The organism is Streptomyces sp. R28 (genome assembly GCF_041052385.1).
GTDB lineage: Bacteria > Actinomycetota > Actinomycetes > Streptomycetales > Streptomycetaceae > Streptomyces.
On record NZ_CP163439.1, the window covers coordinates 9,368,866 to 9,395,116 of the forward strand.

24 protein-coding genes are annotated in these 26,251 nt (G+C 71.8%); 16 read left to right on the top strand and 8 right to left on the bottom strand.

From position 1 onward, the window contains the following. Positions 1-114: 114 nt before the first annotated feature. From ddaH to AB5J49_RS41110, 3 genes are all read right to left on the bottom strand, one after another. Positions 115-891, bottom strand: a complete 777-nt coding sequence (gene ddaH, locus AB5J49_RS41100) for a dimethylargininase (protein ID WP_369173968.1) — start codon at positions 889-891, stop codon at positions 115-117. 383 nt (positions 892-1,274) lie between these two features. Further along, positions 1,275-2,900: an ABC-F family ATP-binding cassette domain-containing protein gene (locus AB5J49_RS41105; RefSeq protein WP_369173969.1), complete on the bottom strand. Its 1,626-nt coding sequence runs from the start codon at positions 2,898-2,900 to the stop codon at positions 1,275-1,277. A 451-nt stretch (positions 2,901-3,351) separates the two neighbouring features. After that, complete coding sequence (locus AB5J49_RS41110) at positions 3,352-3,768, bottom strand: SsgA family sporulation/cell division regulator (protein ID WP_369173970.1); 417 nt, start codon at positions 3,766-3,768, stop codon at positions 3,352-3,354. A 270-nt stretch (positions 3,769-4,038) separates the two neighbouring features. On the opposite strand from AB5J49_RS41110, the gene AB5J49_RS41115 reads away from it, so the two are divergent. Beyond that, positions 4,039-5,094 (top strand): WD40/YVTN/BNR-like repeat-containing protein, encoded by a 1,056-nt coding sequence (locus tag AB5J49_RS41115; RefSeq protein ID WP_369173971.1) that lies wholly within the window; start codon positions 4,039-4,041, stop codon positions 5,092-5,094. A gap of 49 nt (positions 5,095-5,143) precedes the next feature. Next, complete coding sequence (locus tag AB5J49_RS41120) at positions 5,144-5,470, top strand: plasmid stabilization protein (protein WP_369173972.1); 327 nt, start codon at positions 5,144-5,146, stop codon at positions 5,468-5,470. A 3-nt stretch (positions 5,471-5,473) separates the two neighbouring features. Here the strand turns inward: AB5J49_RS41120 and AB5J49_RS41125 are convergent, their stop codons facing one another. Continuing rightward, the gene (locus AB5J49_RS41125; protein WP_369173973.1) at positions 5,474-5,770 is read right to left on the bottom strand and encodes a YciI family protein; all 297 of its coding nucleotides are present in this window, start codon (positions 5,768-5,770) and stop codon (positions 5,474-5,476) included. 62 nt (positions 5,771-5,832) lie between these two features. Between AB5J49_RS41125 and AB5J49_RS41130 the strand changes: the two genes are divergently transcribed. From AB5J49_RS41130 to AB5J49_RS41150, 5 genes are all read left to right on the top strand, one after another. Further along, a complete protein-coding gene (locus AB5J49_RS41130; RefSeq protein ID WP_369173974.1) occupies positions 5,833-6,531 on the top strand; it encodes an endonuclease V in 699 nt (232 codons plus the stop codon). A gap of 103 nt (positions 6,532-6,634) precedes the next feature. Further along, complete coding sequence (gene mmpA, locus AB5J49_RS41135; RefSeq protein ID WP_369173975.1) at positions 6,635-6,781, top strand: morphogenic membrane protein MmpA; 147 nt, start codon at positions 6,635-6,637, stop codon at positions 6,779-6,781. A 289-nt stretch (positions 6,782-7,070) separates the two neighbouring features. Then, a complete protein-coding gene (locus AB5J49_RS41140; protein WP_369175432.1) occupies positions 7,071-7,880 on the top strand; it encodes an SDR family oxidoreductase in 810 nt (269 codons plus the stop codon). A gap of 35 nt (positions 7,881-7,915) precedes the next feature. Next, positions 7,916-9,412 carry a cytochrome ubiquinol oxidase subunit I gene (locus AB5J49_RS41145; protein WP_369173976.1) on the top strand — a complete coding sequence of 499 codons (1,497 nt, stop codon included), beginning with the start codon at positions 7,916-7,918 and terminating at the stop codon, positions 9,410-9,412. Beyond that, entirely contained in the window at positions 9,409-10,446 is a 1,038-nt protein-coding gene (locus AB5J49_RS41150; protein ID WP_369173977.1) for a cytochrome d ubiquinol oxidase subunit II, read from the top strand. Before AB5J49_RS41145 ends, AB5J49_RS41150 begins: the two co-directional genes overlap by 4 nt. A gap of 299 nt (positions 10,447-10,745) precedes the next feature. On the opposite strand, the gene AB5J49_RS41155 is transcribed toward AB5J49_RS41150, so the two are convergent. Continuing rightward, entirely contained in the window at positions 10,746-12,584 is a 1,839-nt protein-coding gene (locus tag AB5J49_RS41155) for a glycoside hydrolase family 15 protein (RefSeq protein WP_369173978.1), read from the bottom strand. A 348-nt stretch (positions 12,585-12,932) separates the two neighbouring features. Here AB5J49_RS41155 and AB5J49_RS41160 point away from each other — a divergent pair, with 348 nt between their 5' ends. Next, positions 12,933-13,802 carry a YhjD/YihY/BrkB family envelope integrity protein gene (locus AB5J49_RS41160; protein WP_369173979.1) on the top strand — a complete coding sequence of 290 codons (870 nt, stop codon included), beginning with the start codon at positions 12,933-12,935 and terminating at the stop codon, positions 13,800-13,802. A 200-nt stretch (positions 13,803-14,002) separates the two neighbouring features. Here the strand turns inward: AB5J49_RS41160 and AB5J49_RS41165 are convergent, their stop codons facing one another. Both AB5J49_RS41165 and AB5J49_RS41170 read right to left on the bottom strand, forming a co-directional pair. Continuing rightward, complete coding sequence (locus tag AB5J49_RS41165) at positions 14,003-14,416, bottom strand: hypothetical protein (protein ID WP_369173980.1); 414 nt, start codon at positions 14,414-14,416, stop codon at positions 14,003-14,005. A gap of 224 nt (positions 14,417-14,640) precedes the next feature. Then, the gene (locus AB5J49_RS41170; RefSeq protein WP_369173981.1) at positions 14,641-15,819 is read right to left on the bottom strand and encodes a trans-acting enoyl reductase family protein; all 1,179 of its coding nucleotides are present in this window, start codon (positions 15,817-15,819) and stop codon (positions 14,641-14,643) included. Positions 15,820-15,911: 92 nt separating this feature from the next. Here AB5J49_RS41170 and AB5J49_RS41175 point away from each other — a divergent pair, with 92 nt between their 5' ends. The 8 genes from AB5J49_RS41175 to AB5J49_RS41210 all read left to right on the top strand — a co-directional run bounded on the left by AB5J49_RS41175 (position 15,912) and on the right by AB5J49_RS41210 (position 25,301). Further along, positions 15,912-16,298 (top strand): MmcQ/YjbR family DNA-binding protein, encoded by a 387-nt coding sequence (locus tag AB5J49_RS41175; protein ID WP_369173982.1) that lies wholly within the window; start codon positions 15,912-15,914, stop codon positions 16,296-16,298. A 141-nt stretch (positions 16,299-16,439) separates the two neighbouring features. Continuing rightward, positions 16,440-17,570 carry a CaiB/BaiF CoA transferase family protein gene (locus AB5J49_RS41180; RefSeq protein WP_369173983.1) on the top strand — a complete coding sequence of 377 codons (1,131 nt, stop codon included), beginning with the start codon at positions 16,440-16,442 and terminating at the stop codon, positions 17,568-17,570. After that, on the top strand, positions 17,567-18,709 hold the full coding sequence (locus AB5J49_RS41185; protein ID WP_369173984.1) for an acyl-CoA dehydrogenase family protein: 1,143 nt from the start codon (positions 17,567-17,569) through the stop codon (positions 18,707-18,709). Before AB5J49_RS41180 ends, AB5J49_RS41185 begins: the two co-directional genes overlap by 4 nt. Before the next feature lie 23 nt (positions 18,710-18,732). Next, the gene (locus AB5J49_RS41190; RefSeq protein WP_369173985.1) at positions 18,733-19,947 is read left to right on the top strand and encodes an acetyl-CoA C-acetyltransferase; all 1,215 of its coding nucleotides are present in this window, start codon (positions 18,733-18,735) and stop codon (positions 19,945-19,947) included. 50 nt (positions 19,948-19,997) lie between these two features. Next, entirely contained in the window at positions 19,998-22,172 is a 2,175-nt protein-coding gene (locus AB5J49_RS41195; RefSeq protein ID WP_369173986.1) for a 3-hydroxyacyl-CoA dehydrogenase NAD-binding domain-containing protein, read from the top strand. 283 nt (positions 22,173-22,455) lie between these two features. After that, positions 22,456-24,084 (top strand): thiamine pyrophosphate-binding protein, encoded by a 1,629-nt coding sequence (locus tag AB5J49_RS41200; protein WP_369173987.1) that lies wholly within the window; start codon positions 22,456-22,458, stop codon positions 24,082-24,084. Between the two features lie 109 nt (positions 24,085-24,193). Further along, positions 24,194-24,913, top strand: coding sequence for an IclR family transcriptional regulator (locus AB5J49_RS41205; protein WP_369173988.1), 720 nt, complete (start codon positions 24,194-24,196; stop codon positions 24,911-24,913). Between the two features lie 70 nt (positions 24,914-24,983). Further along, a complete protein-coding gene (locus AB5J49_RS41210) occupies positions 24,984-25,301 on the top strand; it encodes a hypothetical protein (RefSeq protein ID WP_369173989.1) in 318 nt (105 codons plus the stop codon). Here AB5J49_RS41210 and AB5J49_RS41215 read toward each other — a convergent pair. Next, a complete protein-coding gene (locus AB5J49_RS41215) occupies positions 25,287-26,030 on the bottom strand; it encodes a MerR family transcriptional regulator (RefSeq protein ID WP_369173990.1) in 744 nt (247 codons plus the stop codon). The genes AB5J49_RS41210 and AB5J49_RS41215 overlap by 15 nt on opposite strands. Between the last annotated feature and the right edge of the window lie 221 nt (positions 26,031-26,251).

Here is a 26,251-nt window from a genome sequence, read left to right on the forward strand (position 1 = left end):
TAAGGGCGATGTAAAGAGTGCTGATCAGCCGCCGTGCCGCCCGCATTTCACGGGTATGCGCACAGCCCCAGGACGCGCAGGTCCCGGGGCTGAAAGCGTGACTCGTTCAGTCGGTCATGCATACAGTTCCCGCATCCGCACCGAGAGACATGTCACACATCCTTCGAGCTTCTCGAACTCGCTGATGTCGATCTGAACGGGCTCGTGGCCGAGGTCGGCGAGCAGCTCCGCCGTCTTCGGCGCGCTCGCGGCCATGAGCAGCTTGTCGCCGCCGAGCAGCACCACATGCGCCCCGGACTCCTCGGGCACCGGCAGGAAGCGCGGGAACAGCGACGGCACGTCCAGCTGCGGAATGCGCCCGAGAATCGTTCCGTCGGGCAGCGCCGTGATCGCCGACTTCAGGTGCAGCACCTTGCTCACCGGTACGGCGACGACCCGCGCCCCCAGCGGCTCGAAGGCGGCCCGCAGCTGCTGGACGCCAGCCGCGTTGGTACGGCCGCCGCGGCCGACGTAGATCGTGTCGCCGACCTTGAGCACGTCGCCGCCGTCCAGCGTGCCCGGCTCCCAGACCCAGTTCACGGAGCAGCCGAGCGAGGCCACGGCCTCCTCGACGCCGATGGTCTCGTCGCGCCGGGCCTCGGCACCGGACCGGGTGATCAGCGCGACGTTCTTGTACATGACGACCGTGTCCTCGACGAACACGGAGTCGGGGCAGTCGTCGGCCGGCTCGACCTCGATCGTCTCCCAGCCGTGCGTGCGCAGGGCCTCCGTGTACTCCTCCCACTGCTCGACCGCGAGATCGACGTCGACCTTCTCCCGCTCGATGTGCGTCACCAGCCCTTCGGCGAGGCGCGGGCTCGGGCGGCGGACGAGGGCCTTCTTGCTGGGCACGACGGGATCTCCGGATCGGTGGCAGGTTGCGGCGCCCATGATGAACGGGGCACCGACCCGCCATCATGCAGGGCCTACCCGCCCGTACAAAACCCTTGTGGTCAGGCTGTGGCCCTCCTGAGATGCTCCGCGGTGAAGGAGTCGAGGGCTTCGAGCAGCTGGAGTGGAGTCCCTTCGAAGATCACCCGGCTCCCGTCCCGGCTCCCGTCCCGACCTTCGTCCGGCCCCAGGTCTACGGCTGCCCCCTGCCCCCTGCCGGCGGCGAACGGCGGGAAGCGGACCGCCCCGGCAGCCAGCGACCCCCGGGTGGATGTCGGTCGTTCAGCTGCCGCTGCGACTCCACCGCGTCGTGCAGAAGACGCCGACGACTTTTGAAGCCGAAGTCAGGCGGGATCCCCGATCGCTTCTGGCGTGGTCTCCTTGAGTTCACCGTCCTCCACCATGAGCCAGCGCGTGATGCCGATCGACTCCAGGAACGGCAGGTCGTGACTGGCCACGATCAGCGCCCCCTCGTACGACTCCAGGGCCGTGGTGAGCTGCCGTACGCTCGCCATGTCCAGGTTGTTCGTGGGCTCGTCCAGCATCAGCAGCTGCGGCGCGGGCTCGGCCAGCATCAGCGCGGCCAGCGCCGCCCGGAAGCGTTCGCCGCCGGACAGTGTGGCCGCCTTCTGGTCGGCGCGGGCGCCCCGGAACAGGAAGCGGGCCAGTCGCGCCCGGACCCGGTTGTTGGTGGCGCCCGGTGCGAACCGGGCCACGTTCTCGGCGACCGACAGCTCGCCGTCTAGCACGTCGAGCCGCTGCGGCAGGAAGCGGAGCGGGACATGTGCCGTCGCCTCACCCGACACCGGCGGCAGCTCCCCGGAAATCGTCCGCAGCAGCGTCGTCTTGCCCGCGCCGTTGCGCCCGATCAGCGCGATCCGCTCCGGTCCGCGCAGATCGAAGCCGCCGGACACGCGCGCGCCGTACGCCAACTCCAGGTCCATCAGCGTGAGGACGGTCCGCCCCGGCGGTACGGCCGTGTACGGCAGGTCGACGCGGATCTCGTCGTCGTCCCGTACGGCGTCCACCGCGTCGTCGAGCCGCTCCTTTGCCTCGGCGAGCTTCTCCTCGTGCATGATGCGGTGCTTGCCGGCGGACTCCTGCGCCGCCCGCTTGCGCGCACCCATGACGATCTTCGGCTCGCGCTTCTGGTCCCACATCTTCTGCCCGTACCGCTTGCGCCGGGCCAACTTGACCTGGGCGTCGACCAGTTCGCGCTTCTGCTTCTTCAGATCGGCCTCGGCGACCCGCACCATGCGCTCGGCCGCCTCCTGCTCGGTGGCGAGTGCCTCCTCGTAGGCGGAGTAGTTGCCGCCGTACCAGGTGACCTCCCCGGAGCGCAGATCGGCGATCTGGTCGACCAGGTCCAGGAGTTCGCGGTCGTGGCTGACCACCACCATCACCCCCGGCCAGGCGGCGACGGCCGCGTAGAGCCGCCTGCGTGCGTACAGGTCGAGGTTGTTGGTGGGCTCGTCGAGCAGTAGGACGTCCGGGCGGCGCAGCAACAGGGCGGCCAGGCGCAGGAGCACCGACTCGCCGCCCGACACCTCGCCGATCGTGCGGTCCAACTCGACGTGGCCGAGCCCGAGTTCGCCGAGTGTGGCGAGGGCACGCTCCTCCACGTCCCAGTCGTCGCCGACGGTCTCGAAGTGCTCCTCGGCCGCGTCGCCCGCCTCGATGGCGTGCAGCGCGGCTCGCTGGGCCGCGATGCCGAGGGCCTCGTCGACCTTGAGGGTGGTGTCGAGGGTGACGTTCTGCGGAAGACAGCCGACCTCGCCCGCGACGCGCACGGCGCCGTCGGCCGGGGTGAGTTCACCGGCGATGAGCTTCAGCAGGGTTGATTTCCCCGACCCGTTGACGCCGACCAGCCCGGTTCTGCCCGGGCCGAACGCGACGTCGAGGCCCTCGAAGACGGGGGTGCCGTCGGGCCAGGTGAAGGAGAGGGACGTACAGGTGATGGAAGTAGACATACGGGCCTCCGCGGATGCTCGAAGCGATCAAGGGCAAACGCGTATCGAGACACCGGCGACCAACGGGGAGGCCTCGGAGGGCTCAGAGGCATGAGAAGGGCCCTGCTCCGGAGGACGGCTCGAACGCCGAGGTCGCACGCAGCGCCACACACCTCAGGTGTGACGCGGTGTCTCAGGACCTCAGACGAGCAACGTCCTTCTCCAATCGGCGGCAACAGAACCGTTGTAGACGGTAGAAGGGGGGCCCGGGGCTGTCAACGGAATTAAACGAGCGCAGGGTCAGGCGCGACGTCTCGACGCCGGTCCAGGCACTCCAGCCCGTCCGGCGTTTGAGGACGAGGCCGTTCAGGCCGATGGGGCTCCAGGGGGCGGAGTCCCCTGGCGGGGTCGAAGGGGCGGCGCCCCTTCAGGATGGGACGGGTAGGGGCGGCGGGGGCGAGAACCCCCCCCGTCAGCAGGCGTCCCGCATCAGTTCCGCCAGGTCACGGTCCAGGTCGAGCTGGAGGTGCTCCAGACCCAGCGGCACCAGCTCACTCGTGGACTGCAGGAACCGCCGGACCTCGCCCGAGCGGATGTGCACGACCGCCGTGCCCTCGGGCGCGTGGAACTCCAGGACCGTACGGTCGAAGCCGTACGGCCGCACCCGGACGTCGCCGTGGCCCTCGGGTCCCTCCAGGCCGGCCACGAGCAGCTCGCGGCTGAAGGTCCAGCAGACCTCCACGCCCTCCAGGGTGGCCGGGGCCGGGAAGGTCATGCGGACGGCGAACGGATCGCGCCGGTCGTAGTGAAGGGTCGCGGGAATGCTCGGCATCCGCGGCGCGGCGGCGACGAGACGGGCCTCAACGGGCTGCTCGATTACGGTGGACAACGCCATGCTCCCTTGTGACAGCTGGACGAACTTGCGGCGGACGAGACCGGGCACTGGTAGAGACGTTGGAATCAGCCAATCCGTGCACCCCGGAATCGAGTGACCTCTGTCACCGCCGTCATGCATGGGAGTGGCCCGTTCGTCCTCCCGTGCCGGGAAAGTCACATGTGGTCAGCGAGGCCATCTGGACGACATGGGGGCGGTGGGCTAGCTTCGCCCGCCATGAGGCGTTCGGGGAGCACGCGATGGTCGGGGCGTACGTTTCGGACAATGGCCGCGGGGGTGGCGTGCGGGGCGGCGCTGGCCGCGCTGACGGCCGTACCCGCGCAGGCGCGCGAACCGGAGCGCCGGGCGCCGCACTGGGAGCTCAAGGACGGCGGCACGCCCGAGGTGCGCTTCCGCGGGCTGTCCGCGGTGAGTCGGCACACGGCGTGGCTGGCCGGAACCCAGGGCACCGTCCTGCGCACCACCGACGGCGGCGCCACCTGGCGGAACGTCTCGCCGCCCGGCGCCGCCGAGCTGCAGTTCCGGGACATCGAGGCGTTCGACGCGCGCCGGGCCGTGGTGCTGGCCATCGGAGAGGGTGAGGCGTCCCGCGTGTACCGCACGCAGGACGGCGGCGCGACCTGGACCGAGTCCTTCCGCAACACCGACGCGCGGGCCTTCTACGACTGCATGACCTTCTTCGACCGCCGCCACGGGCTGGCGATGAGCGACCCGGTGGACGGACGGTTCCGCATCCTGTCGACCGGCGACGGCGGCCGCTCCTGGAAGGTGCTGCCCAGCGACGGGATGCCCGCTGCGTCGGCGGGCGAGGCCGGCTTCGCGGCGAGCGGACAGTGCCTGGTGAGCTCCGGGTCGAAGGACGTCTGGCTGGCCACCGGCGGGGCCGCACGCGCGCGTGTGCTGCACTCCGCCGACCGGGGGCTGACCTGGACGGCCGCCGACACACCGATTCCGGCGGGCGATCCGGCCCGCGGCGTCTTCGCGCTCGCCTTCCGCGACCGTACGCACGGCCTCGCGGTCGGCGGCGACTACCGCCCCGACCAGGCCTCCCCGCAGGCCGCCGCAGGTACCTCAGACGGCGGCCACAGCTGGCCGCCCGCCGCCACGCCCCCGCCCGCCTACCGCTCCGGCGTCGCCTGGCTCCCGCACAGCCGTATCGCCGCCCTCGCGGTCGGCCCCACCGGCACCGACCTGACGACGGACGGCGGGCGCACCTGGCGGACCGTCGACACCGGCTCGTACGACACCGTGGACTGCACGCCGGACCTGGGCTGCTGGGCCGCGGGGGAGAAGGGCCGGGTCGCTCGGCTGGAGAGCTGACGCCGGAAAGTGGGTACTCGGGCGCCGACTGCGAGAGGAGTGACCTGACATGCCACGCGGTTCGAGCCCCAAGCGGGAACGCCAGTACGAGCACATCAAGGAGAGCGCCCAGGACCGGGGCGAGAGCGCCTCGCGCGCCAAGGAGATCGCGGCGCGAACGGTGAACAAGGAGCGCGCACGGTCCGGCGAGTCCAAGTCCGCCAGCCGTACGTCCACCCAGGACATGTCCTCGGGCAAGCGGGGCGGCCAGCGGTCGGGCAAGGGCTCCCAGGGCCCCACCTACGACCAGCTCTACGAAGAGGCCAAGAAGCGCAACATCCACGGGCGTTCGGACATGAACAAGACCCAGCTCAAGCAGGCGCTGGGCAACAAGTGAGGCTCAGCCGGGCGTCTCGCGGTGGCGCTCGAGTTCCGGCGCCGTCTTCGTGGCGGCGAACTCGGTGATGCGGTACGCGCAGACGCCGGCGCCGACGAACGGGTCGGTCGCGGCGATCTCCTCGATCAGCGCCCGGTCCCCCGCGACGGCGAGGATCACCCCGCCGTCGCGGGGGTTCTTGGGCCCGGAAGCGAGGAACACGCCCTTCTCGTACTGCTCGTCGAGCCACGCCACATGGGCCTCCAGCACGGCGTCGACGGCATCGAGCGGGGCGGTGTAGGTCAGCTCCAGTACGAACATGATCACGAGCGTACCCCCGGGCCCGTCGCGGCCGCCCCGGGCCCCGTACGCTCGTCCCCACCATGACGACCGTACGCATTCCCGCGGGCTGGCCCGCGACCGAGGAAGAGGCCCGCGCCGTCCAGGACCAGCTGCGGGAGCGGGTGTTGCTCGACGAGCCGGGGCCGCCACCCGGAGCCGGGCACGTGACCGGGGTCGACGTGGCCTACGACGACGAACGGGACCTGGTCGCCGCGGCAGCGGTCGTCCTGGACGCGGCGACGCTCGACGTCGTCGCCGAGGCCACGGCCCTCGGCCGGATCTCCTTCCCCTACGTCCCCGGCCTGCTCGCCTTCCGCGAGATCCCCACGGTGCTGGCCGCCCTCGACGCCCTGCCCTGTGCGCCCGGCACGGTCGTCTGCGACGGCTACGGCCTCGCCCACCCCCGCCGCTTCGGCCTCGCCAGCCACCTCGGCGTCCTCACCGGCCTGCCGACGATCGGCGTGGCCAAGAACCCCTTCACCTTCACCTACGACGACCCCGCCTCCCCACGCGGATCGTCCGCGCCGCTCATGGCGGGCGACGAGGAGGTCGGCCGCGCCCTGCGCACCCGGGACGCCGTCAAACCGGTCTTCGTCTCGGTCGGCCACCGCGTGAGCCTCGCCAACGCCTGCGCCCACACCCTCGCCCTGACCCCCGAGTACCGACTCCCGGAGACGACACGCCGCGCGGACTCCTTGTGCCGACAGGCACTGAAGGACGCGACCAGTCCGACGCCTTAGCCCGCTATTCGCTGTCCGCTGCCCGCGCCGTGGTGGACTGAGTACGTCGACTGAGTACCCGTACGGATGTGGCCCGCCCACCGGGATCGGCAGGCTGGGGCGCATGACGACGCACCGTGCCCCGAAGCCCCTTGCCGACCCGAACCGCCCCGTCGAGCGTGCCGTGACGGCCGCGCTGGTCCTCGCCACGCTGGCCGGGCTCGGTTGGATCGTCGGGATGATCTACACCATCGCGGGCTGGCCGATCTAGAACCCCGTGCAGCGGTGGCCGACGCACGGGGCACAGGCTCGGCAGGCACGAACCACCTGCTGTCGCACGGCATCGGGCTCGTGGAGCGGTTGACTTGACCGAGGCCGGGGACCCGCCTGCGAGCGGGGGAACATCCTCCGCCGGTCGGCGCAACTCCGGCTCGTGGCGCGCTGCGCCGTCCGCCCCCGGTGATTGGGTGGCGCCGACCTCCGGGCCACGGCCCGGGCGATTCGGCCTCGCAGTGCAGGAGACAGTCATCGTGAGTTCCCCCGAGGGCGCGTCCCGCGACATGATCCCCGACCAACTGCTCAAGGGTCAGAAGGCCCTGGTCACCGGCGCGAACTCCGGTATCGGCAAGGCGACGGCCGTGGCCATGGGACGGGCCGGGGCGGATGTGGTCGTGAACTACGTGGCCGGCCGCGAGGAAGCCGAGAAGGTGGTCGAGGAGATCAAGTCCCTCGGGGTGCGGGCGGTGGCCCACGAGGCGGACGTCTCCGACGAGGACCAGGTCGTCGCCATGGTGAACCGGACCGTCGAGGAGTTCGGCACCCTGGACATCCTGGTGGCCAACGCCGGTCTCCAGCGCGACGCCCCGCTCACCGAGATGACGCTCGCCCGGTGGCAGAAGGTCCTCGACGTGAACCTCACCGGGCAGTTCCTGTGTGCCCGGGAGGCAACCAAGGAGTTCCTGCGGCGCGGCGTCGTCCCCGAGGTGTCGCGGGCGGCCGGAAAGATCATCTGCATGAGCTCCGTGCACCAGGTCATCCCGTGGGCCGGGCACGTCAACTACGCCTCGTCCAAGGGCGGCGTACAGATGATGATGGAGACGCTCGCCCAGGAACTCGCGCCGAAGAAGGTCCGCGTGAACGCCATCGCCCCGGGCGCCATCCAGACCCCCATCAACCGCGGCGCCTGGGACACGCCCGAGGCCCGCGAGGACCTCCTCAAGCTGATTCCCTACGACCGCGTCGGCGACCCCGAGGACATCGCGCTCGCGGCCGTGGCCCTCGCCTCCGACCTCATGGACTACGTGGTGGGCGCCACGCTCTTCGTGGACGGCGGGATGACACTCTTCCCCGGTTTCGCCACCGGCGGCTGACACCGCACGCGCACCGGCCCCGGACGGAACCCCGGATGCACACCACCCTGCAGGTGCTGGCCGACGCGCCGGCGCAGCTGCTGCCGGCCAGATCCCTGATGGCCTTCACCCTGGCGTCCCACATCATCCTGGTGCCGCTGGGCGTGGCACTGCCGCTGATCACCCTCATCCTGCACGGGTACGGACTGCGCCGCGGCGACCGGACGGCCCTGCTGCTGGCGCGCCGCTGGTCGGCGGTGATGGCCGTCCAGTTCGCGATCGGGGTGGTCACCGGCACCGTGCTGTCCTTCGAGTTCGGACTGCTCTGGCCGGGCCTGATGGGCAGATGGGGCGACGTCTTCGGCATCGGGTTCGGCGTCGAGGCATGGGCCTTCTTCCTGGAGGCCGTGCTCATCGCCATCTACCTGTACGGCTGGCGACGGCTGCCCGCCCGCACCCACTTCCTGCTCGGCCTGCCGCTGCCCGCCGCGGCCCTGCTCGGCGCCTTCGGGATCCTGGCCGCCAACTCCTGGATGAACACCCCGCGCGGTTTCTCCCTCGACTCCGCGGGCGACCCCGTCGACGTGGAGATCTGGAAGGCGGTCTTCACGCCCATGTTCGGCCCGCAGTACTGGCACTTCGTCGTGGCGATGCTCGTGACGGCCGGCTATGTCGTGGCCGGGGTCTACGCCGTCGGCCGGCTGCGCGGCCGCCGGGACCGCTATCACCGGCTCGGTTTCGCCATCCCCTTCACGGTCGCCGCGGTGTGCACGCCGGTGCAGTTCGTGCTGGGCGACTCCATCGCCCGGGAGGTCTTCCACAAGCAGCCGGTGAAGTTCGCCGCCATGGAGATCGTCTGGAAGACCGACACCCACGTGCCGGAGTACCTCTTCGGCCGGCTGCATCCGGACGGGAGCGTCTCCGGCGGCATCAAGATCCCGCAGCTCGACTCCATCCTCGCCGGCTTCAGCCCGGACACCCGGGTGACCGGGCTGACCTCCGTCCCCGCGGACGCCCGGCCGAACGCCGGCCAGGCGACCGTCGCGCACTGGGCCTTCGACATCATGGTCGGTATCGGCAGCCTGCTCGTGCTGCTCGCCCTGTGGTACGCCCTGGTGTGGCTCCGCCGCCGCCGGCTGCCCGCCTCACCGTGGTTCTACCGGTGCGCCGCAGTGGCCGGCGTCGCCTCCGTCGTCGCGGTCGAGTGTGGCTGGATCACCACCGAAGTGGGCCGCCAGCCGTGGATCGTCTACGAGAACATGCGGGTCGCCGAGGCCGTCACAGCGACCCGGTCCACGACGCTGTGGATCATGTTCGGCCTGGTCGTCGTGGTCTACGTGTTCATCTTCGGTTCGTTCCTCGCGATCCTGCTGCGGATGCGCACCCGCTGGCGGCTCGCCGACGAGGAGGACAGGGCTCCGGGCGGGGCCGGGACACCGGCACAGACACCCGAGACGGGCACGCCCTACGGGCCGCGCCCCACGGTGCCGTCCGGCGTGACGCCGCCGTCCGGCGACGACGGTACGTCCCCGGCCGCGGAGGACCGGCCGTGATCGCCGACGTCATCGCCGTCGTCCTGCTGCTCGCGGTCGCCGCCTACGCCTGCGCCGGCGGCACCGACTACGGAGCCGGATTCTGGGACCTGACCGCCGGCGGAGCGGAGCGCGGCAAGCGGCCCCGGTGGCTGATCGACCACGCGATGGCTCCTGTGTGGGAGGTCAACAACGTCTGGCTGATCTTCGTCCTCGTCATCATGTGGACCGGCTTTCCCGTCCTCTTCCAGCAGCTGTTCCAGTCGATGTGGCTGCCGCTCGCGCTGGCCGCCGTGGGCATCGTGCTGCGCGGCGCGGGCTTCGCGCTGCGCAAGCCCGCCCGGCGGCCGGCCGGCCGGCGCCTGTACGGCGCGGTGTTCGCCGTCTCCTCCCTCCTGACGCCGTTCTTCCTCGGCGCCGCGGCCGGCGCAGTGGCATCCGGCCGGGTGACCGCGGAACCGCAGCCCTCGGCGTATGCCTGGACCCACCCCGCCCCCGTGCTGTTCGGTCTGCTCGCCGTGGCGGTTACCGCCCTGCTCGGTGCGGTGTTCCTCGCCGCGGACGCGCGGCGCTTCGACGCGCCGGATCTGGACGGCTACTTCCGGCGGCGGGCCCTGGCCGCCCTGGGCTTCGTCGCCGCCCTTGCCCTGACCACGCTGGCCGTCACACACGAGGACGCCCAGCACGTGTGGCACGGGCTCACGCACGGTGCGGGGCTGGCCTTCGTGGTCGTCGCGGCCCTGAGCACCCTCGCCACCGCCTGGCTGCTGCTCCGCCCCTCCGGGGCCTGGTCCCGGGTCACCGCGGTCGGCGTGGTGGCGTCCGCCGTCATCGCCTGGGGCATGGCACAGCGCCCCTACCTCGTCCCGACCTCCCTGACCGTCGCCGAGGCGGCGGGCGCGGACACCACGCTGCGCTGGCTGGGCCTGGTCACCCTGGTCGCCGTCGCGCTGATCATGCCCGCGGTCGTCCTGCTCTACTGGCTGGACACCCACGGGGAACTGGAGGGGCTCACCGACGCCGATCTGCGCAGCGGTGCCGGTGACGAGGGCTGAGTCCCTGGGCGGCCCCGGCCGCCGGCTGCGCGGCGAGGGGTGAGGGGTGAGGGGTGAGGACACGGTGAGCGAGGCCGAGATCCTGCTGGGCATGGCCCTGGTCGTGGCCCTCGCCGTCGGCTCCCAGATCCTGGCCGGCCGCCTGCGGATCCCGGCCCTGATCCGACGTCGTCCACCCCGACCAACTCGTCGGAGCGGACTTCTCGTCGCTGGTGTCGCTTTCGGTGGCGCTCATCCTCTACGACGCCGGGCTGGGGCTGGACCTGCGCCTGTTCAAGGGCGCGACGCGCAACACCGGACTAGGCGCGGTCGAGAGCGGCGTCGAGAGTGATCGCCGCGTCGATCAGGGCGAGATGCGTGAACGCCTGCGGGAAGTTGCCCAGTTGGCGGCCCGTCGGGTCGATCTCCTCCGAGTACAGGCCGAGATGGTTCGCGTAGCCCATCATCTTCTCCAGCACCAGCCGCGCCTTGTCGGTCCGTCCCGCGCGCGCCAGGGCGTCGACGTACATGAAGGTGCACAGCGAGAAGGTGCCTTCCGAGCCGCGCAGGCCGTCGGGCGAGGCCTCGGGGTTGTAGCGGTAGACCAGGCTGTCGCTGACGAGTTCCCGTTCCATGGTGCCGAGGGTCGACGTCCACATCGGGTCCTGCGGGGTGATGAACCCGACCGTCGCCATGCGCAGCAGCGAGGAGTCCAGGACATCGCTGCCGTAGTGCTGGACGAAGGCCTGACGTCCCTCGCTCCAGCCCTTGGCCATGACTTGCTCGTAGCAGTCGTCCCGTGCGCGGCGCCACCGTGCGGCGCCGGCCGGCCGGCCGTTCGACTCGGCGAGCCGCAGGGCGCGATCGAAGGCCACCCAGGACATGACGCGGCCGTAGGTGAAGTCCTCCCGGCCGCCTCGGGTCTCCCACAGGCCCTCCTCCGCCTGGTCCCAGTGGTCGACCAGCCAGTCGAGGTTCGTCAGCAGCGCGTTCCAGCCGCGGTGCCCCACCTGGAGGCCGTGCCGGTGCGCGAAGTAGATGCTGTCCAGCGCCTCGCCGTAGATGTCCAGCTGGAGTTGCGTGGCGGGGCCGTTGCCGATCCGCACCGGCGCGGAACCCGCGTAGCCCTCCCAGTGGTCGAAGACCTGTTCGTCCAGGTCGGAGGAGCCGTCCACCTTGTACATGATGTTCAGCGGGCCGGTGTCACCGTCCCTCCCGGCGCGCTCGCTGACCCGGTCGGAAAGCCACTGGATGAACGCGCTTGCCTCGTCGGTGAAGCCCAGCCCCAGCAGGGCGTAGACCGAGAAGGAGGCGTCGCGGATCCAGGTGAAGCGGTAGTCCCAGTTGCGCTCTCCGCCCAGTTGTTCGGGAAGCGCCGCCGTCGGGGCGGCCACCACGGCGCCGGTGGGCGCGAAGGTCATCAGCTTCAGAGTGATCGCGGAGCGCTCCACGGTTTCGCGCCAGCGTCCCGTGTAGCGCGACTGGTGCAGCCAGCCGCGCCAGAACCGCACGGTCTCGTCGAACAGTTCCTGGTACTCGGCCAGTCGCAGCTCCCGGGGCGGCCCCTCGGCGGCCCACTCCAGGGCCAGCCCCCGCTCCTGGCCGGCCTCCAGGGTCAGCGTGAAGTGCAGGGCGTCCCGCCGGTCGGCGAGCACGTCCAGCAACCGCTCGTCGTCCTGTTCCCGGATGGGGTGCACGGTGAGCTCCGAGCCGTCCTCCGCGGCGAACACCGCCCCGTGCGTGCTGATGTGCAAACGGTGCGCCTGCCGCCCGTAGTCGAACCTCGGGGCTATCTCCGCCTCGAACGTCATCCTGCCGCGCACGCAGCGGACCATCCTCACCAGGCGGTGACTTTCCGTGACCGTCGTCCCGGTCACGGGCATGAAGTCGATCACCTCTCCGGCGCCCGCCTCCGTCATGAACCGGGTGACCAGGATCGCCGTGTCGGGCAGGTACAACTGCTTGGTCGCGTAGGCGGGGTGCATCGGCCGGACCGTGCAGTGCCCGCCCTTGTCCTTGTCCAGCAGCGCGCCGAACACACTGGGCGAGTCGAATCTCGGGGCGCAGAACCAGTCGACGCTGCCGTCCGTCGTCACCAGCGCCGCGGTCTGCAGATCGCCGAGGAGGCCGTGGTTCTCGATCAGGGGGTAATCGTCCATCGGGGCCGCCCTTTCGGTGTGCGATTCACCCGAATGCCCCTGGATCAGACTAAGCCGAGGGTCCGGGATCGGCGCGCGGGGCCGCGGGCCGCCGGTCGCCGCCGCGGTACCTGTGGGGGCCAGGGGGTGTCTTCTGGATCGGGTCGGCTGCGACGGCGGGGGTGGCGGCAGGCCCCTGCGCCCTCGCTGCGGCGGCGTGCCGCGGCTCGCTTCGTCGCGCACCCTGGAGGTGGGAAGGAGCGGCTCGATGGAGACTTCCGCAGCGGTGCCGTCGGCAACGTGGGCAAGCCGCCGAGTCGGCCCGACGGGGTGAGACGCGCAGCCGGCACCCGTCGGCGGAGCCGCTCCGTGCTGCGCCCGTCGTGGTGGCGTGGCCGTGTCAGGGATCTGACGGCCTGGCAGAAAGCGTTCCACGCGCGCGTGGAGACCCGCTTCCCGGTGGTCACAGGACTCGTGGACCGCATGGTGTCGGTGAACATCTTCGACTCCGCCACCCGTATCGCGGCGCAGTGCTTCCTGACCGCCGTGCCGTTGCTGTTCGTGGTGAGTGCCTACGCGCCGACGGCGGTACAGGACCAGGTCACCGCGTCGATCAGTGCGGTCTTCGGGCTGACCGGGCAGACGAAGGCCCAGGTGGAGCAGGCCTTCGCGCCCCCGACCGACGATCTGCGCCAGGCGACGGGCCTGGTGGGCGGGCTGATGGTGCTGCTGTCGGCCACCGCGGTGAGCCGCGCGGTTCAGCGGCTGTGCAGACGGGCCTGGCAGCTGCCTCGGACCGGGGCGAAGGTCGCTCCGTGGAGGTGGGTGGCGTGGATCGCCCTGTGGCTCGCTGCACTGGTCGTGCAAGGGCTGCTGCACAACGGGTTCGGTCTGGGGCCGGGGTGGGGGTTCTCGGTCATCCTGGTCATGCAGGCGGTCATGTGGTGGTGGACCCAGCACCTGCTGCTGGGCGGCGCCATCCGCTGGAAGCCACTCCTGCCGGGGGCCGTCATCACGGCGGTCGCGGTCAGTGGCCTGTCCGTGACCGCCCACTTCTACATGCCGCGGGCGCTCAACCGGGCCCTGGCCGACTACGGTTCGGCGGGTTCGGTCTTCGTCCTGCTGTCCTGGCTGATCGTCGTGTGTGTGGCCGTCGCGATCGCCCTCAGCGCGGGCGCCGTCCTGTCCCAGGAGCCCTTCCTTCGGCGCCGTCTCGGAACCCCGACGCCACCACCCTGACGGCGGTGCCGTCGCCTGTCGCCTGCAGATCCGCCCGCGGGGTGACGCGCCGGTTCCCTACGTCCACGAGGACCCGGAGTACGGGGCCGACCCGCGAGGACGCGATCGAGTAGGGGATGCGCATCGGCAGCACCCCGATGCCCTGGGCGGGAAGTCGGCGACCCGTCCGGCCGGCCGCGTCGGCCGTCGACTCGGCCGCCTCACGTACCCGGCGGGCACGCGGCGTCGGGCACCTGACCGCCGAGGTCGCGCGCCGCGTCGTGCAGCAGCCAGTTGGCGCCGACCAGGATGTGGGTCGTGAAGTCGAGCGTGGCCGGCCAGTCGGGCGCGGGCGGGCGCCGGGTTGCGGTGGCTGCCGGGTTCGCAGCGGCACCGGGCGTGTTCGCTGCGGTACCGGGCGTACGCCGCCTGGCCGCAGCCGCAGCCGCAGCCGCAGCCGGTGCCGGGTCCGCCGAGGGGCCGGGCTCGCTGTCCTCGGATGGTTCCATGAGCGTCAGTGCCGCAGCCGCCGGACGTGCGGGCAGCGCGGCCGCCGCCGTCGCCGGTAACGAGGGGGCGGCGGCCTCCAGGAGCAGCCTCGCCCTACCTCGCCATGCCTCGTCATGCCTGGTCATGCCTGGTCATACTCGGTCTGCCGGTCCGGACCTCGGAGGCGCTCCGGCCGGCGGCGGCCACGTCACCACCCCGCACACCCGGCCGATGCCGGCCCGGCCGGGGCTGCGGACAGGGACAGCGAGCACATCTTCCCGTCGAGGCCGAGCGGCCCCCCCCGAAGCCGTCGAGCACACGCCGACCGGACCTCAGCCGCGCCGCCCGATCCGACAAGCCCCGGGCGGGTTCACCTGATCGCGGCCACCCGGAACGTGATCCCCGCCGTACGCAGCCGCTCGATCAGCGCGTCCCCCATCGCGACCGCGGTCGTGACCTGGCCGGCCGTGGGCGGCAGGTCGTCGAAGGCGAGGGACAGGGCCGACTCGGCGAACATCTTCGCCGTCTCGCCGTATCCGGGGTCGCCGCCCGCCACCTCGGTGAAGACGCGCCGGCCACCGCCCTCGCCGACGAAGCGGACCGAGAACCAGCTCTTCGCGCGCTTCTCGGGGCCCGGCCCCTCGCCGGGCTTCAGCCGGTCGGACAACCAGCGCCGGGCGGGCGGCAACTGGGCGGCCGTGACGAGCGCGCCCATCGCGGCGGCCCCGCCCACGGCGATCGGCAGATGTCGTACGGCGGCGTAGTGGCGGTAGCGGAAGTCGGGGCCGTAGCGCTCGAGGGCCCGCGCGGATCGCTTGACGATCTGCGGGTCGATCGTCGGCAGCGGCACCGCCCAGGCGCCGACCTCCTTGGCGAACCGGGGCGCACCCGTCGGCGCCATCGCCCGGCGCCCCATCAGCCGCGGCTCGTGGCGGGCCCGGTCGCGTGCTGCGGTCATCATCTGGCGGCCGCGCGAGAACTGGTTGAGCGCCGACGCGAACGTGCCGCCCGAGAAGGTGGCGTCGGCGGTCACGAACCCGTCCACCGCCAGGGGCACGCCCTCCGGCAGCTGCTGGACGGTGAAGTACGCGCCCAGGTCGTGCGGGATCGAGTCGAAGCCACAGGCGTGCACCAGCCTCGCGCCCGTCTCACGCGCGCGTGCGTCGTGCCGGACGTAGGTCCGGTCCACGAACTCCGGCTCACCCGAGAGGTCGAGATAGTCGGCGCCGGTGTCCGCGCAGGCGGCGACGAGGTCCTCGCCGTACGTCACATAGGGACCCACCGTCGTGGCCACCACGCGCGCGTGCTCGGCGAGACGGCGCATCGAGGCCGGATCGGCCACGTCCGCCTCCAGCGCCCCGATCCCCGCCCCGCCGGGCAGCGACTCGCGCAGCCGCTCCAGCTTCTCCTTGCTGCGGCCGGCGATCGCCCAGCGCAGTCCCTCGGGCGCATGGGCGGCCAGGTACTCCGCGGTGAGCGTCCCGACGAAGCCCGTGGCCCCGAAGAGCACGATGTCGTACGGACGATCCGTCCTGTTCAGCCTGGTCATGACACCCCTCGGTCTCGCAGCACGCGCCGTTGTCGGTGGCCGAGGCTAGCGTGAGGAGTGCGGAGCCCGACGACGAGGCTGGGAGGTATGCGGTGGCCGTGCCCGGGAATGCACTGAAGAAGTGGGAGAAAGCGCGCGAGTTCGCCCTCGGCGTGCCGGGCGTCGCCGGGCCACGCGGCGGAGCCGCATATCGATACAGCCCCTGGGGTGAGACGGTCGCGAAGGTCAACAAGAAGGTGTTCGTCTTCCTGGATGTCGACGACGGCAGCCACCCGCTGGGCATCACGGTGAAGCTCAAGGACGAGGCGGCCCACGCCCACGCCCTGACCTGCGCGCAGCAGGGCGCCCCGCGGGCGGAGCTGCCGTGCGACTGGGCGGAGGAGAGCTGCCGCACGATCGCGCCGAAGCGGCTGATAAGCCGAGCTGGACGGGTGCTGATTCCTCCGGCGGCGGTTCGCAGGCGGGCTTCCGGCGGGTAACTTCCTAAGCGCTTGCTCTTGTGTCGGGTGGAACGAGTTCTTAGCATCACTGGTGTTACAGCAGTTGTGTCACATCTCCGTGATTGGTTCTCCGCGATCGATCCTCCGCGGTCGGTCTCCTCGTGTCTCCCTGGGGGCTGGATGGCAACGACGCCAGGACAGGGCCCGCTCACCGGCGTGCGCGTGGTCGAGCTGGCCGGGATCGGGCCCGGCCCGTTCGCCGCCATGCTCCTCGCCGACCTGGGCGCCGACGTGGTCCGCGTGGACCGGCCCGGCGGCACGGGACTCGCCATCGACACCGAGTACGACATCACCAACCGCAACAAGCGCTCGGTGATCGTCGACCTGAAGTCCCCCGACGGCCCCGCCCGCGTCCTCGACCTCGCCGCCCGCGCCGACATCCTCATCGAGGGGTACCGCCCCGGCGTCGCCGAGCGTCTCGGTGTCGGCCCCGGGGCCTGCCACGCCCGCAACCCGGCGCTCGTCTACGGCCGCATGACCGGCTGGGGCCAGGAGGGCCCGCTCGCCCACCGCGCCGGGCACGACATCGCGTACATCGCGCTGACCGGCACCCTCGGCATGATCGGCAGCCCCGACGAACCACCGGCCGTCCCCGCCAACCTGGTCGGCGACTACGCGGGCGGCTCCCTCTACCTCGTCGTCGGCGTCCTCGCCGCCCTCCACCACGCGCGCGCGAGCGGCACCGGCCAGGTCGTCGACGCCGCCATCGTCGACGGCACCTCCCACCTCGGCGCGATGATCCACGGCATGCTCGCCGCCGGCGGCTGGCAGGACCGGCGCGGCGCCAACCTCCTGGACGGCGGCTGCCCCTACTACGGCACCTACGAGACGGCCGACGGTAAGTACATGGCGGTCGGCGCCCTGGAACCCCAGTTCTACGCAGAGTTCCTGGAACTGCTCGACCTCACGGACTTCGCCTCCGCCCGCAAGGACTGGACCCGCTGGGGTGAGCTGCGCGAGGCGGTCGCGGCCCGCTTCAAGTCCCGTACGAGGGACGAGTGGACGGCCGCCTTCGAGGGCTCCGACGCCTGCGTGGCGCCCGTCCTGACCCTGCGCGAGGCCCCGCACCACCCGCACCTCGCCGCCCGCGGCACCTTCACCGACCACGGCGGCATCACCCAGCCGGCCCCGGCACCCCGCTTCTCCGCGACCCCCACCGCGGTTCGCGGCGGCCCGGCGCAACCGGGCGCCGACACCGCGGAGGTGGCCCGCGACTGGGACGTACCCGAACTGACGAAGGGTCTCGAATGAAGCGGCAGATCTTCGCTCCCGAGCACGACGCGTTCCGCGCGACCGTGCGTGCCTTCCTGGCCAGGGAGGTGCTGCCGCACTACGAGCAGTGGGAGAAGGACGGCATCGTCTCCCGCGACGCCTGGCGCGCGGCCGGAAAGCAGGGGCTGCTCGGATTCGCCGTTCCCGAGGAGTACGGAGGCGGCGGCACCCCCGACTTCCGCTACAGCGCCGTACTCGCCGAGGAGTTCACCCGCGCGGGCGCGCCCGGCATCGCCCTCGGCCTGCACAACGACATCATCGGCCCGTACCTCACCTCGCTCGCCACCGAGGAGCAGAAGCGGCGCTGGCTGCCCGGCTTCTGCGACGGCTCGCTGATCACGGCCATCGCCATGACCGAGCCCGGCGCCGGCTCGGACCTCCAGGGCATCCGCACTCACGCCGAGGACCGCGGCGACCACTGGGTGCTGAACGGCTCCAAGACGTTCATCTCCAACGGCATCCTCGCCGACCTGGTCATCGTCGTGGCGAAGACGACCCCCGAGGGCGGCGCGCGGGGACTGTCGCTGCTCGTCGTCGAGCGCGGCATGGACGGCTTCGAGCGCGGCCGCAACCTCGACAAGATCGGCCAGAAGGCGCAGGACACGGCCGAGCTGTTCTTCCACGACGTACGCGTGCCCAAGGAGAACCTCCTCGGCGAACTCAATGGCGCCTTCGTCCACCTGATGACGAACCTCGCCCAGGAGCGCCTGAGCATCGCGGTCTCCGCGATCGCCGCCGCCGAGCACCTGCTGGAGATCACCACCGAGTACGTCAAGGAGCGCGAGGCCTTCGGCCGGCCGCTCGCCACCAAGCAGCACATCCGCTTCGAGATAGCCGAGATGGCCACCGAGTGCGCCGTCACCCGCACCTTCCTCGACCGCTGCATAGCGGACCACGACAGCGGCGAGCTCGACGCCGTGCACGCCTCCATGGCCAAGTGGTGGGCGACCGAGTTGCAGAAGCGGGTCACCGATCGCTGTCTCCAACTGCACGGCGGCTACGGCTACATGACCGAGTACCCCATCGCCCGGGCCTTCACGGACGGCCGCATCCAGACCATCTACGGCGGGACCACCGAGATCATGAAGGAGATCATCGGCCGTTCCCTGCTGGGCTGACCCTCACCCCGAAAGGCTTACCAGTGAGCACCGAAGCGTACGTGTACGACGCGATCCGCACCCCGCGCGGCCGCGGCAAGGCGAACGGCGCCCTGCACGGCACCAAGCCCATCGACCTGGTCGTCGGCCTCATCCACGAGCTCCGCGACCGCTTCCCCGGCCTGGACCCGGCCGCGATCGACGACGTCGTGCTGGGCGTCGTCGGCCCGGTCGGCGACCAGGGCTCGGACATCGCCCGTATCGCCGCGATCGCCGCCGGACTGCCGGACACCGTCGCGGGCGTGCAGGAGAACCGCTTCTGTGCGTCGGGCCTGGAGGCCGTGAACATGGCCGCCGCCAAGGTCCGTTCGGGCTTCGAGGACCTCGTCCTCGCGGGCGGCGTGGAGTCCATGTCCCGGGTGCCGATGGCCTCGGACGGCGGTGCCTGGTTCAACGACCCGATGACCAACCTCGCCGTCAACTTCGTGCCGCAGGGCATCGGCGCCGACCTGATCGCCACCATCGAGGGCTTCTCGCGCCGCGACGTCGACGAGTACGCGGCCCTGTCCCAGGAGCGGGCGGCGACGGCCTGGAAGGAGGGCCGCTTCGACCGCTCGGTCGTCCCGGTCAAGGACCGCAGCGGCCTCGTCGTCCTCGACCACGACGAGCACCTGCGCCCGGGCACGACCGCCGACTCCCTCGCCAAGCTGAAGCCCTCCTTCGCCGACATCGGTGACCTCGGCGGCTTCGACGCCGTGGCGCTGCAGAAGTACCACTGGGTCGAGAAGATCGACCACGTCCACCACGCGGGCAACTCCTCCGGCATCGTCGACGGCGCCTCGCTGGTCGCCATCGGCACCCAGGAGGTCGGCGAGCGCTACGGACTCACGCCGCGCGCGCGGATCGTCTCCGCCGCCGTCTCCGGCTCCGAGCCCACCATCATGCTCACCGGCCCCGCCCCCGCCACCCGCAAGGCGCTCGCCAAGGCCGGGCTGACCATCGACGACATCGACCTCGTCGAGATCAACGAGGCCTTCGCCGCCGTCGTGCTGCGCTTCGTGCGGGACATGGGCCTGTCCCTGGACAAGGTCAACGTCAACGGCGGCGCGATCGCCCTCGGCCACCCGCTCGGCGCGACCGGCGCGATGATCCTCGGCTCGCTCGTCGACGAACTGGAGCGCCAGGACAAGCGGTACGGCCTCGCGACCCTCTGCGTCGGCGGCGGCATGGGCATCGCCACGATCGTCGAGCGCATCTGATCCCCGGCGGAATCAGCGCTACACCAACAGACTTCAACGGAGACCCTGTCATGACACAGAGCACCACCATCCGCTGGGAACAGGACCGTACCGGCGTCGTCACCCTCGTCCTCGACGACCCCAACCAGTCCGCGAACACCATGAACCAGGCGTTCCGCGCCTCCCTCGCCGTGATCACCGACCGGCTGGAGGCCGAGAAGGACACCATCCGCGGCGTCATCATCACCTCCGCCAAGAAGACCTTCTTCGCCGGCGGCGACCTGCGCGACCTGATCCGGGTCACCCCCGAGACCGCGCAGGAGCTGTTCGACGGCGGCATGGAGATCAAGCGGAACCTGCGCCGCATCGAGACCCTGGGCAAGCCGGTCGTCGCCGCGATGAACGGTGCGGCCCTGGGCGGCGGTTACGAGATCGCGCTCGCCTGCCACCACCGCATCGCCCTCGACGCCCCCGGCTCCAAGATCGGCTGCCCCGAGGTCACCCTCGGCCTGCTCCCGGGCGGTGGCGGCGTCGCACGCACCGTCCGTCTCCTCGGCATCGCCGACGCGCTGCTGAAGGTCCTCCTCCAGGGCACCCAGTACAACCCGCAGCGCGCCCTGCAGAACGGCCTGATCGACGACGTGGCCGCCACCCAGGAGGAACTGCTCGCCAAGGCCCGCGCCTTCATCGAGGCCAACCCCGAGTCGCAGCAGCCCTGGGACAAGCCGGGCTACCGGATCCCCGGCGGTACGCCCGCCAACCCCAAGTTCGCGGCGAACCTGCCCGCCTTCCCGGCCAACCTGCGCAAGCAGACGAACGGCGCTCCTTACCCGGCCCCGCGCAACATCCTGGCGGCCGCCGTCGAGGGCTCGCAGGTCGACTTCGAGACGGCACAGGTCATCGAAGCCCGCTACTTCGTGGAGCTGGCGGCGGGCCAGACGTCCAAGAACATGATCCAGGCGTTCTTCTTCGACCTCCAGGCCGTCAACTCCGGCGCCAACCGCCCCAAGGGCATCGAGGCGCGGGGGGTCCGCAAGGTCGCCGTCCTGGGCGCCGGGATGATGGGTGCGGGCATCGCCTACTCGTGCGCCCGCGTCGGCATCGAGGTGGTCCTGAAGGACGTGACCCTCGAAGCCGCGGTCAAGGGCAAGGCCTACTCGGAGAAGCTGTGCGCGAAGGCGGTCTCCAGGGGCCGTACGACGCAGGAGAAGGCCGACGCCCTGCTGGCGCGCATCACGCCGACGGCCGACCCCCAGGGCGTGGCCGGCTGTGACGCGGTCATCGAGGCGGTGTTCGAGAACCCGGAGCTCAAGCACAAGGTGTTCCAGGAGATCCAGGACATCGTCGCGCCTGACGCGCTGCTGTGCTCCAACACCTCCACGCTGCCGATCACCGCGCTGGCCGAGGGCGTCGAGCGCCAGGCCGACTTCATCGGACTGCACTTCTTCTCGCCCGTCGACAAGATGCCGCTGGTCGAGATCATCAAGGGCGAGCGTACGGGGGAGGAGGCGCTGGCCCGCGCCTTCGACCTGGTCCGCCAGATCAACAAGACGCCGATCGTCGTCAACGACTCCCGCGGCTTCTTCACCTCCCGCGTCATCGGCCACTTCATCAATGAGGGCGTGGCGATGGTCGGCGAGGGCATCGAGCCCGCGTCGGTCGAACAGGCGGCGGCCCAGGCGGGCTACCCCGCCAAGGTCCTCTCCCTGATGGACGAACTGACCCTCACGCTGCCGCGCAAGATCCGGAGCGAGTCCAAGCGGGCCGTGGAGGAGGCGGGCGGCACCTGGACGTCCCACCCCGCCGAGGCCGTCATCGACCGCATGGTCGACGAGTTCGACCGCACGGGCCGCAGCGCGGGCGCCGGCTTCTACGACTACGACGCCGACGGCAAGCGGACGGCCCTGTGGCCGGGCCTGCGCGAGCACTTCACGCGCGAGGGCGCCGAGATCCCCTTCCGGGACATGCAGGAACGCATGCTGTTCTCGGAGGCGCTCGACACGGTCAGGCTCCTGGAGGAGGGCGTCCTGACATCCGTCGCCGACGCCAACATCGGTTCCATCTTCGGCATCGGCTTCCCCGGCTGGACGGGCGGCGTCCTGCAGTACATCAACGGCTACGAGGGCGGCGTCCCCGGCTTCGTGGCCCGCGCGCGTGAGTTGGCGGAGAGCTACGGGGATCGGTTCACGCCGCCGGCGCTGCTGGTGGAGAAGGCGGAGAAGGGGGAGCGGTTCGAGGACGCGTGAGGCCCTCAGCCCGTCCGGGGACGCGTGACGCACTCAGCCCGTCCGGCGTTTGAGGACGAGGCCCGTTCAGGGCCGAAGCGGGGTCTGGGGGCGCAGCCCCCCAGCGGGGGTCCGGGGCAGCGCCCCGGGATGGGACGGGTAGGGGCGGGCGGGGGGCGAGAAATCGCCCCCGCTCGCCCCCCTCGTACCGCTGAGTGACACGCCCCCCTTGCCTCCCACCCCACGGCTCCCCGACGCTGACCGGCGAACCCCTCCCGGCCCCGTCCCCCCCCAGGAGCCCCCCATGGGATCCCGCCCCGCCCTCGCCCTGCTGGACATCCTGCGCGACGAGGGCGTGGACCGCGTCTTCGGCAACCCGGGAACCACCGAACTGCCCTTCCTGGCAGCGCTCTCGGAAGCGGACGACGCCCCCGCATACGTCCTCGGCATCCACGAGGGCGCCGTCGTCTCCATGGCCGACGGCTACGCCCGCGGCACCGGCCGCCCCGCCTTCGTGAGCCTGCACATCGCGGCCGGCCTCGCCAACGGCCTGATCGGCCTGCTCAACGCCCGCCGCTCCCGCACCCCCCTCGTGGTGACGGCCGGCCAGCAGGACCGCCGCCACCTCCAGCAGGACCCGATGCTGTCGGGCGACCTGACAGGCCTGGCGGCCCCCGCGGTGAAGGCGACGTTCGACGTCCAGCACGCCCGAGACCTCCCGCTCGCCCTGCGCCGCGCCTTCGCCCTCGCCGTACGTCCGCCCGCAGGGCCCGTGTTCCTCTCCGTCCCCATGGACCTCCTCGCCGAGGACACCGAGATCGAGGTCCCGCCCCGCACCCCCACACCCGCACCAGGACCGGCCCCGGGCCTGGAACGGGCCGCCCTCCTGCTCGGCGACGCCGCCCGCCCCGCGATCGTCGCCGGCGACGGAGTAGGCCGCGAGGACGCCCTCGGCGCACTCGTGCGCACCGCGGAGGCCTACGGCGCCACCGTCCACCACCAACCGATGGCCGACGGCCTGAACTTCCCGACCACCCACCCCCTCCACGCCGGGATGCTGCCCCCGCGCCACGACGCCATCCGCAGCGCGCTCGCCGCGTACGACACCGTGCTGATCGTCGGGGCACACGCCTTCACCCCGCACCACTACACCCCCGGCCCCGCCCTGCCGCCCGGCCTCACCGTCGTACAACTCGACTCCGACCCGGACGAGATCGGCCGCAACTTCCCCGCCCGCACCGGCCTCGTCGGCTCCCTCGCCCCCTCCCTGCACCGCCTCGCCGAACTGCTCCGCGACCACGTACCCGACCACACCGCCAAGTCCCGCATCCTGCGCGCGGGCGAACGGCACGCCGCCGAGCGCGAGCGTGCCGAGTCCGCGGCCCAGGCCGCCTACTCCGCGGCCCCGCTCGCCCCCTGGGCCGCCGCCCACGCCGTGGCCCGGGGGCTGCCGCCCGACGCCGTGGTCGTCGAAGAGGCCATCACGGTCGGCCTGTTGTTACGCCGCCTCGTACGCCTCGACCGCCCCGGCAGCTACACCTACACCGTCGGCGGCGGCCTCGGCTGGGGCATCGGCGCCGCCGTCGGCCGCGCGCTCGCCGAACCCGGCCGGCCGGTGGTCGCCGTCCTGGGCGACGGCTGCACGCTGTTCGGCCTGCAGGGCCTGTGGAGCGCCGCCCGGCAGGCCGCTCCTGTCCTGTTCGTGGTGATGAGCAACGGCGCCTACCGCACCCTCCAGGACACCTACGAGTCGATGGGCGGCCAGGGCGTCTGCCCGGGCACCGAGCTGGGGCCACTGGACTTCACCCAGGCCGCGGCCTTCTTCGGCGTCGACGCGGTACGGGCGCGGAGCGCGACCCACTTGCGGGAACTGGTCTCCGGGGCGGGGAAGTTGACCCGGCCGCTCCTCGTCGACGTACCCCTGCGAGCGTGATGCCGGCCCACGCGCACCCGCCCCGCCGACTCACAGCCACCCGCACCTTGTCACCGCACCCACCAGCCCCCACCATCGGTCCAGGACGGACGGCCCGCCGCCCAAGTCGGTGCTCGCCCGCGGCGCGGCGCTGCTGCGTGCCTGCGGCGACCGCGACCACGCCCTCACCCTCGCCGAACTCGCCCTGCGCACCGGTCTGCCCAAACCCACCGCGCACCGGCTGATCGGCGAACTGGTCCGGCTCGGCCTCGTCGAGCGCACGCCCGAGGGTGCCTACCGCATCGGGCTCGGCCTCTTCGTCCTCGGCCAGTCGGCGCCGTCCGTGCGCGAACTGTGCGACGCCGCACTGCCGTACCTGGGCGACCTGCACGACGCCACGCAGGAGAACGTGCACCTGGCCGTCCCGGACGGCACCGACACCCTGTTCCTGGAGAAGGTCACCGGCCGCCGCGCCACTCCGATCGCCTCCCGCATCGGCGGCCGCCTGCCCGCCCACTGCACCGCCACCGGCAAGGTGTTCCTCGCCCTCGCCCAGGACCCGCGCCCACCGCACCGCACGCTGCCCCGCCTCACCCCGCGCACCCTCGTCCTGCCCGGCCAACTCGCCCGCGACCTCGCCCTGACCCGGGCCCGCGGCTACGGCGTCAACCTGGAGGAGGCCGAGGTCGGCGTCTCGGCCGTCGTCGCCCCCGTGTACGCGCGCGGCCATGGCTCCCGCCCGATCGCCGCGATCTCCGTCACCGGCGGCACCCGCCGCCTCGACGTGGACCGGGTCGGCGCCCGGGTGTGCGCGGCGGCACGGGCGCTGACGCGGACACTGTCAGCCTGAGGCGGGTGCGGCCCCCCGGAGTCCAGAGGCGGCCCCGCCCGCGCCGCCTGCTGCATCGCACCGCCGGCGCATGCTCAGTCAGCTCGGCGAGATCCGTCGAGGCACTCAGCAGGACCGACCCACACGCCACCCACTCGCCGCCAACTCACCGACGATACGGTGCGTTTCGGCCCGCACACCGACATCGACGCCCCGCGTCGGATCGGCCGGCAGTACCCGACCTTCGGTCGACGGCGGCGGCTTCGAGTACGTCCGCGACCGGCAGGCCGTACGTCGGCCCCTGGCGCCGCCCGATCCGGTGTCGAGGCCGCTGTACGTCGTCGACGAGGGCAGCGGCTTCCTGGCCGGGCAGAGCCTCGACGTGTCAGGCGGATCAGCGTTCCCCTGAGCCGCCTTCGCCCGGCATGTCGCCGAGCCACTGCGTCAGTTCCTCCCTCAACGACCGCTGAAAGGTCGTCAACAGGGCCTGCACCACCACGGGTTGCATGGATGCGGACAGCGACTTCACGTCCTGCGCCGCACGCTGCGACACCTCCCCGCGGAAGAGCTGCGACAACTCGTGCGCGGCGGCACGCGAGTGCTCGATGAGGACCTTGCGCGCCGCGAGGATCGCCTCCTGCGACAGCGGTACGTCCAGCAGCCCCACGCCCAGCCGCAGCAGCCCGAGATCGACGCGGTAGTCGCCGGACCCGTCCCCCTCCCGGCCCCCGGCCTCGACCACCCCCATCGCGGCCAGCCGCTCCACGTCGTCGTCGCCGAGGGCCTGCCCTGCCCGCCGCTCCAGCTCCGCCCGCGTCACCGTCGCCACGGCCTCCGGCGCCCAGGAGGCCACCACGGCCCGGTGAATGGCGAGGTCATGGGCGCCCAGATCGGGTGGCAGCTGCTGCAGATACCGTTCGATGGCCGCCAGCGTCATGCCCTGCTGCTGCAACTCCTCGATGAGCGCCAGCCGGGCCAGATGCTCACGCCCGTAGTGCCCCACTCTGCGCGGACCGATCACCGGGGGCGGCAGCAGCCCCTTGGTGCCGTAGAACCGCACCGTGCGGACCGTCATACCCGCCCGCGCGGCCAGCTCGTCGATCGTGAGGGTCGGCCCCTCGGGGGCGTCGGTCGTCATGTGCAGCAGTATCGCTGTCTCACCAGTGCTGTGACACCTCCTGCGACGCGCGGGACGGTACGGGACTGCCGTGTGAGATGTAACGCTCTGTGACGTACGCCACCGCGTGAGCCCAGCCCCTCGGGGAAGGTGACCCCTTGGTCTGCGCCATTTACCGAGGTCGCAGGCCATACGTACGTCCGGACACCTGAGCGCGACCCGCTCGGGCGCACCAGAGAGTG